Consider the following 7,868-nt stretch of genomic DNA (forward strand, 5'->3'; position numbering starts at 1 on the left):
TGGCCGCGTCATGCTGGTTGAGGCCGGCCGCGGTGACGGCCCGAAGCCGTTCGCCCCGCGGCGGTGCCCATCGGGGCGCGGTGGGGCGTCACGCGCTCTCGGTGTCGCCCCGGCGACCCGCACGGCGACGTTGCCGTGTCCGCCGTTCGCTGTACCCGCTGTACCCGCTGTCCGATACGCCCACCGTGCCGATGCATGCACCGCGCCGATGGAGGTTGTACGACCATGACCACGGTCGACGCTCGCGATGATCTGTCAAGCTCGGGACGTTCCCACAGCGTCACCGACATCCTGACGGAGCGCGCCGCCGGCTTCGCGACCGCCCGGCGCAGCGGCGGCGGTCAGCCACAGGCCCGACCGGCTCGCCCGACCACCGGGGTCGCGGTTCTGGCCTGCATGGACGCTCGTCTGGACGTGCACGCCTTGCTGGGGCTGGGCGAAGGCGACGCGCACGTCCTGCGCAACGCTGGCGGGGTGGTCACCGATGACATGATCCGCTCGTTGGCGGTCAGCCAGCACGAGCTGGGCACCACCGAGATCATCCTGTTGCACCACACCCAGTGCGGGATGATCTCGATTACCGATGACGGGTTCCGGGACAAGCTGCTCGAACGCACCGGCGCCCGCCCGGACTGGCCCGTCCACGCGTTTGATGATCTTGAGGAGAGCGTGCGGCGGTCCATCGCGCGGCTGCGTTCCAACCCCTTCCTGGCCGCCACGACGTCCGTCCGGGGCTTTATCTACGATGTGGCCACCGGCGAACTACACGAGGTCACCACCTGACCTCGGCGGCGCCGTCTGCCGCGGGAGGGCCCACGCCCGTACGGGCCCCGGCCCCGTACCCCTTACGCGGTGACGGCGGCATGGGCCTGGGCCCGCCGGATCCGCGAGTGGAGCCGCGACGGGAAAAACATGGGTTGCAAGAGGCTGGTGGCCACGTCACCGCTCCGCCCGCGGGCCTGCTTGATCCGGTTTCGTGAACGCGTGTGATGGCGGGCGCGCGACGGGTTGTCCGGACGGCTGATGATGGTGGTTATGGCAGTTCGGTGGTGAGACGGCGGATGGCGGGTGCCCTCTGTTCCGAGAGGGCGTCCGGCCTGGCCGGCTCGGATGTGGTTGGCCGGCTCGGGTCGGAGGTGGGCCGCGCGGAGCCGGCCGGGCCGCATACGGCAGTGACGTGCTCGACGGCGATCCGCCGGGCGAGCAGGCTCGGGTCCAGGTGGCGGCAGAGGACCACCGACGCGCCGACGGCCAGCGGGCCCAGCAGGCCGCCGAGCAGGCCGTCCGGCGTGTCGTAACCGGCCGTGGTCAGCACCCGGTCCGCCGCGGTCAGCTCCCAGGCCCGCGCGTAGTAGCCGGCCAGCCGGGTGAGAGTCCGCTGGTTCGCCGGTGGCGCAGGTGGGACGAAGCGGTCGCCGTGGCTGAGGACCTCGGCCGCGAAGTCGAGCACGCCCGGCACCGGCTGAGCGAGCCGTCCACCCAGCGGGCGCAGGGACAGCGCGATGATCTCAGCTCCGTCACCCACCACGGCCGGGTCGTCCACGGCCTGCTCGGTCACGAACACCGCTGCCGGTGGGTCGTCGTGGCTGTCCGTCCCGGCTGTGGCACCCGCGCCGGCTGTGGCGTTCGCGCCGATGGCGGCGCCAGGCCGGTGGATGTTCACCTGGGCGCCCGCCGACCACGCGGCGAGCAGCACCACCGCGGTCTGCCAGTGCGGCGGCAGGGCGATCTGGATGGTGTCACCCGCGGTGACGCCGAGTGTGTCGACGAGCAGGTTCGCGGTCTTGGCCACCCAGTTGTCGACGGTGGTGGCGGACAGTTCGGTCCGCTCGCCGGTGGCGTCGTCGTAGAAGGTCAGCAGCGGACGTCCCGCGTCCGCGCGCACCCGACGGGCCAGCAGCGCGGCGACACCGGCCACGTCGGCTGGAGCACCTCCGGAGCCACCCGCACCGGCTGGGGCGCCCGCGGCACCCGGGGTGCCCGCGGCACGGGGCGTGCCGGCCAGTGCCGCCGCGCCGGGCGGGCGAGCGGGGGAGCCGAGGGCGTGCGCGGGCACGGCGGCCACAGCGGCGTCCAGGACACCGGTGAGAACGCCGTCAAGATGGCGTCCCGCGGGCAGGGGCGACGAACTCATCGGATGCTCGTACTCATGGGACGCCTACGTTAGAGCACCGCTGGTCCGGCCGGCTGCCCGGCTGCCCGATGGTCTGGCCGGTGGTGTGCTGCCGGTCCGGCCGGTGGCCTGGTGCTACGGCCGGCGCTCGTTCCGGGCCGCTGCCGTGGTATGCCGGCTACGGGCATGCCGATCACGAAAAGTGCGATCGCGCGGAGCTGTGCCTGCTCACGGTGTACAGGATGTGTTCGCCGGGGCGACGGTCGGTGCCGTCGGCGCTGGCGCGCTCGGTGCCGCCCCCGCGCCGGCCGTTGTCGTGCCACCGGCCGGGCCGGCTCCCACCGCCCCGCGCAACGCGCCGCCGGGCGCGGCCGGCAGGTCCAGCGTGTCGGTCACACCGGTGAACGAGGCGCCGAGGACGACGACCAGCCCCCGGCTGATCGTCGGATCCTCGATGGTCCGCGAGTCGGTGATCATTCGGCTGAGCGTCTGCGCGGCTTCCTCCTGCCCGGCGGGGTAGCGGATCTCCGTCATGACCTGGCCGGCCGGGCCGGTGGTCGTGCGCATCGAGCCGGCGAAGCCCAGGGCGCTGAGGGCGTCGGTCGTCTGCGCGGCCAGGCCGGAGCGGCCGGTCTTGTTGCGGACCTCGGCGATGCTCACCTGGTTCGGCGGGAGCGAGGGCTGGCTGAGGGCCCCGTCGTCGCCCCCGTGGCCGGCGGCCGGCGGGGCGTCCGCCGTCGGGCGCAGCGGAGCGAGCAGGGAGGCCAGGCCGGCGCGGTCGTAGAACAGCACCTGGCCGTGTGGGGGTATCTCGCCCTTGTCGTTGATGGCGCCGTCCGCCTTCGTCGGCACGAAGGTAGGTATAGTGACAAATGTTACTTTACCGCTGGTAATCGCACTGAGCCGTTGCGCGATTTTGATCATCGCACCGTTCTCGGTGAGGCCGTTGTCGACCTTGAGCGAGCCGCCGACGGCGCCGATCAGCTGAGTGATCCGTACCGGGTTGGTGAGGACGCCCGCGCTGGTCGCCTTCTCCAGCAGCTTCGACAGGAACTGCTGCTGGCGGGCGACCCGGTAGGTCTCGTCCGGCAGCGCGTGCCGGGTGCGGACGAAGGCCAGCGCCTGGTCGCCGTTGAGATGGTTGACGCCGAGCTTCCCCCGCCACTGCGAGTAGTTGTCGCGCAGGTTGGACGTGCCGCCGCCGGGCAGCGGGGCCACGCACACGTCCACCCCGCCGACCGCGTCGGTCATGGTCTTGAAGCCGGCGAGGTCGATCGAGATGAAGTGGTCGATCTTCAGGCTGGTCAGGTTCTCCAGCGTACGGGTGAGCCCTTCCACCCCGCCGTAGGACAGGATGTTGGTCAGCTTGTCCTTGCCGTCCCGGGGCGTCTTCGACAGGCCGGGAGCGACCGTCACGAGGGTGTCCCGGGGGAAGGAGACCAGGGTGACGGAGTTGTCCCCCCCGAAGTGGGCCACGATCGTGGTGTCGGAGCGGACCCCGTCGACCTGGCCGTACTCACCGTTGGTGCCCGCCCGGCTGTCGTCCCCGAGCAGGAGGATGTTCATCTCCCCGGGCCGTTCGGCCGGCCGGCTGCCGCCGGGCGACCAGGCGACTCCGGTGACCGAACTGTTGAAGTAGCGGTATGCCGCCCATCCGATGGAGCTGACCGCCAGGACCAGCACCGACAGGGCGGTGGCCGCCCCGACCGACAGCACGCGCAGCGGTGAGCGCCCGTGGCGGCGCGTGCTCCGGGGGAGCCGTGGGTTGAGCTCGGCGGGCAATGCCGGCCGGCGCGCAGGTCTGCGACTCACCGGCGTGTTCAGTCCTCCTCGGCCGGGGCGACTTCTGTGGCGGTGTCGGTCTCCACGAGGCAGCGTGGCCCTGTCTGATTAGGACGCTTTGGGCAGCTCTGACGTTGCCATGAAGCGAACGACAGCTCACCACCGGGTACTGGGAAGAACCATAAGTAACATCATCGTCACTTAAGTCGTGGCTCGCCGGATCGGGTGCCCGAAGCGGGCGGGCCTGCCGTCGGCCCGCCCACACTGTGCCGGCACCTTACGCGGCGGATGGCAGACGGCATTGGCTGCACTGGTGATCCGGGAGCCGACTGCTCCCGGTTCGCAGCGATTCTAGCCAGCCGGCAGCCGACGCTCCGGCCTGCCCGAACGAGAGAAACGAGACACCACGCACCCGTCCCGGGACGGCTGGCGGCTGCTCCGGCCTGCCCCTGCCGGCTGCGCGGCCACGCCTGGCCCTGGACGACCGGCGCCTGATCCCGGGCCGGGACCTGACCGGGCCCGGGATCAGGCCTGATGGTGCCCGGGCCCGCCGGGCCCGGATCCAGCTGGGCTCAGGCCCGCCGGGCCCCGCTGGAGCGCCGGCCAGGTAACCATACGTATCCCCGCGAACGGTGGCACACCTCGATGGACGCCGGCCGCCGGAGAAGATCAGCGCGAGTTTGTCGTTGTGTACGCTTGTGCGGCCAAAAAAGCGTACACAACGACAAACTCGCCTGGATCATGGCCGGTACGGGTGGGTGGTCGTGGATAGGATCCGCGCCACTTGACCGGCGCGCTAAAACGTACAGCCGGCGGTGAGTTCGGCCGCGGTGACGGGCGCTGGTGGTGGCGTCGGGCTCGGCTGGGCGTGTGTCGAGCCGGGCTGGCCTGTTGCCGTGCCCGTGCCGTCCGCGTCCGGTGGGCCGGTGCCGGTGCCGGTGCCGGTGCCGGTGCCTCGGCGAGCGGTGCCGGCGGCGCTCCCGGTGCTGGCACCGCTGCCCGGGCTGGCGGTGCCGGCGGCGACCCCGGAGCTGGCGGTGCCAGTGGTGCTCCCGGAGCCGGCGGCGACTCCGGAGCCGGCGATGCCGGCGGCGATCCCGAAGCCGGCGGCATCCTCCGGGCCGGTGGCGCGGGTGGGATCCTCAGAGTCCGCCGCCGGGGTGCCGGCCGGCGCCGGGACGGCGGTCAGCGCCTTCGTGTTCACCCCTTTGAAGCCTGTCCCGAGCACCAGCGTGACCCGCTCCGACAGGGACGGATCCTCACGCAGCTGTGCCCCGGGGATCGCGGCGGCCACGGTACGCGCCGCGGCGAGGCCGCCCGGGCCGTAACGCACCAGCGAGGTGGCCGTGTGCCGGTTGGCCGCGCTGCTGACGTGGGCGACCTGGAAGCCGGCCGCGGCCAGCTCCCGGGCCGCGTTGGTCGCGAGGCCACCCATGGGGGTGCCGTTGAGGACGTCCAATGTGATCGACGACGGCCGCAGCAGCGTCCTGCCAGCGGGGCCGGCCGGCGTGGGTGTCGCCCCGGTGGCTTTCGGTGCCGGTGCCCCGTGGCGCCCGGACGGCCGTGCCGCGGAGCTCCCGCGGCCGCGCAGCGGCGCCAGGAACGCCTCGAGCCCGTCGGGGTCGTAGACCTGGACGGAGCCGAAGGGCGCGATCTCGCCGGCCGCGTTCGCGCCTTCGGCCCTCGTCGGCGGGCGGACCGGGATGGTCTCGAAGCTGATCGCGTTCGCGGACATGCCCCGCAGCCGGGCCGCCAGGTTGCGCAGGTCGTCGGCGGTGGTGTCGTCGTCCACGGTCAATGCGCGGGTGGCGGCCCCGAGCAGGCTCTCCAGCCTGGCCGGGCTGGTGAGCACCCCGCTGCTGGTGGCCTTCTGGAACACCGCGCTGACGAACTGCTGCTGGCGCCGGATCCGGTCGAAGTCCCCGTCCGGCAGGCCGTAGCGCTGCCGGACGAAGGCCAGCGCCTGCTCGCCGTCGAGCTGGTTCTCACCCACGACACCGCGCCACTGTGAGTAGTCGTCATGCAGGTTGGACGTGCTGCCGTCCGGCAGCGGCCGGACGCATACCGTCACTCCGCCGATGGCGTCCGTCATGGCTTTGAAGCCGGCGAGGTCGATCGACACAAAATGATCGATTTTGATGTCGGTGAGGTTCTCGATCGTTTTGATCAGCAGGGACGGGCCGCCGGTCGTGATCGCGGAGTTGAGCTTGTTCCGGCCGTGGCCGGGAATGCGTACCAGGGTGTCCCGGGGGAACGACACCAGCGTGGTCGTCCCGTTCGAGTCCAGATGGGCGAGCATGGTGGTGTCCGAACGTTCCCCGGCGACGACTTCCTGGCGCTGGTACATGTTGCCGGTGCCCGCCCGACTGTCCGATCCGACCAGCAGGAAGTTCGCGCTCCCGGGTGGGGCTGCGGCCGGTCGTTCACGGTCGTCGCCGAGCGCCAGGGTGACCCTGGTGATCTGGGAGTCGAAGTAGCGGTAGGCGACGTAGCCGCCGATGCTCGTCACGACGATCGACATCGACAGCACGGCTGCGAGGGCGAGCAGCAGCTTGTCGATCAGGGAGCGTTGCCGTGGGCCTTCCTCCCCGGCGCGCAGGAACCATCGCCACCTCGCACTCGGGCGGGCCCTGAGGACGCGGCGCGGGCCCGGCGGGCCCGGCTGCGTCGTGGTGCTGGCGGACTGGTCCACGGGGACCCCGGTCGTAGCGGTCACCGTGCCGTACCTCCCACCCCCGCCGTGGCCTGGCACCGGCGCACGGACGTACATGCCGCCCGATGTATCCCGCGTCCCCGGATATGGTCCTGTTTACCACTATGCCCCGGGAGATGACGCCATTGGCAGGCCGGCTCTGCCGCCGGGGCTGTCCGTGCCGCCGGGGCTGTCCGTGCCGCCGGGGCCGGCAGAGCTGTCGGGGCCGTCGCTGGCGCGCTCGTGCCATCTTCGGCCGGCACACCGACGGGTCCCGCCGGTGTGCGCGGGCCGGCTGCTGGATTCATTGCGGCGTTACCCCCGTACCGCTGATGTCACGACTGTCGTCATGGCCGCGGAGGACAACTGTGGTCCTGGTTGCTGAAGGTACCCGCGGCAGGCGCGACACACCCGTCGTGGGATGCCCTGATGACGGCGGGCCCGCTGTTCCGGCGGCGGCCGGCCGGGTGGCGCGGGCCACCGCGGCGGCCGGCCGAAACCGGCGCATGTCCGTCCGGAACCCGTCCGGAACCCGTCCGGAACGCGTCCGGAACCCGTCCGGAGGCTGTCCGGAACCCGTTCGGAGGCTGTCCGGAGGCTGTCCGGAACCTGTCGGAACAATGTTGTTCGGCGGGTATTGGGCGCCCCTGGTCATGGGCTTGTACAGCCGCCGCCCGGCCGCGCGATAAGGTTCGGATCATGAAGGCTCTTGTGCTTGCCGGTGGTTCCGGAACACGACTGCGCCCGATCACCCACACCTCGGCCAAACAACTTGTGCCGGTGGCGAACAAGCCGGTGCTTTTCTACGGGTTGGAGGCAATAGCCGCCGCGGGTATCACGAATGTCGGGATCATTGTCGGGGAGACCGCCGCGGAGATCGAGACCGCCGTCGGCGACGGTTCCGAGCTGGGGATCGAGGTCACCTACATCCGGCAGGAGGCGCCGCTGGGGCTTGCCCATGCCGTGCTCGTCGCGCGTGACTTCCTCGGCGACGAGCCGTTCGTGATGTACCTCGGCGACAACCTGATCATCGGTGGGATCTCGGGGCTGGTGGAGGAGTTCCGCCGCAGCGGGCCGGACGCGCTCATCCTGCTGACGAAGGTCTCCAACCCGTCCGCGTTCGGCGTGGCCGAGCTGGGGCCGGGCGGGCGGGTTGTGCGTCTGGTCGAGAAGCCCCGGCAGCCACCGAGTGATCTCGCCCTGGTCGGGGTGTACCTGTTCGGCCCGGCGGTCCATGAGGCCGTGCGGGCGATCAAGCCGTCCGCGCGCGGCGAGCTGGAG

Annotated in this window: 5 protein-coding genes; 2 read left to right on the forward strand and 3 right to left on the reverse strand. The window is 71.7% G+C overall.

Annotation, left to right across the window (positions count from 1 at the left end; all coding sequences use genetic code 11):
* Positions 1 to 225: 225 nt before the first annotated feature.
* The gene (locus tag AC5LUJ_RS16690; RefSeq protein WP_250282388.1) at positions 226 to 783 is read left to right on the forward strand and encodes a beta-class carbonic anhydrase; all 558 of its coding nucleotides are present in this window, start codon (positions 226 to 228) and stop codon (positions 781 to 783) included.
* A gap of 250 nt (positions 784 to 1,033) precedes the next feature.
* Here the strand turns inward: AC5LUJ_RS16690 and AC5LUJ_RS16695 are convergent, their stop codons facing one another.
* The 3 genes from AC5LUJ_RS16695 to AC5LUJ_RS16705 all read right to left on the reverse strand — a co-directional run bounded on the left by AC5LUJ_RS16695 (position 1,034) and on the right by AC5LUJ_RS16705 (position 6,611).
* Positions 1,034 to 2,134: a TIGR03089 family protein gene (locus AC5LUJ_RS16695; protein ID WP_493465257.1), complete on the reverse strand. Its 1,101-nt coding sequence runs from the start codon at positions 2,132 to 2,134 to the stop codon at positions 1,034 to 1,036.
* Positions 2,135 to 2,341: 207 nt separating this feature from the next.
* Positions 2,342 to 3,925 carry an LCP family protein gene (locus AC5LUJ_RS16700; RefSeq protein WP_250282390.1) on the reverse strand — a complete coding sequence of 528 codons (1,584 nt, stop codon included), beginning with the start codon at positions 3,923 to 3,925 and terminating at the stop codon, positions 2,342 to 2,344.
* Between the two features lie 766 nt (positions 3,926 to 4,691).
* Positions 4,692 to 6,611 (reverse strand): LCP family protein, encoded by a 1,920-nt coding sequence (locus AC5LUJ_RS16705; protein ID WP_250282391.1) that lies wholly within the window; start codon positions 6,609 to 6,611, stop codon positions 4,692 to 4,694.
* A gap of 675 nt (positions 6,612 to 7,286) precedes the next feature.
* Between AC5LUJ_RS16705 and AC5LUJ_RS16710 the strand changes: the two genes are divergently transcribed.
* Positions 7,287 to 7,868, forward strand: a 582-nt coding sequence (locus AC5LUJ_RS16710; RefSeq protein ID WP_493465258.1) for a sugar phosphate nucleotidyltransferase, incomplete at its 3' end; no start/stop codon positions are given.

This window comes from Protofrankia sp. CiP1_Cm_nod3, assembly GCF_982290655.1.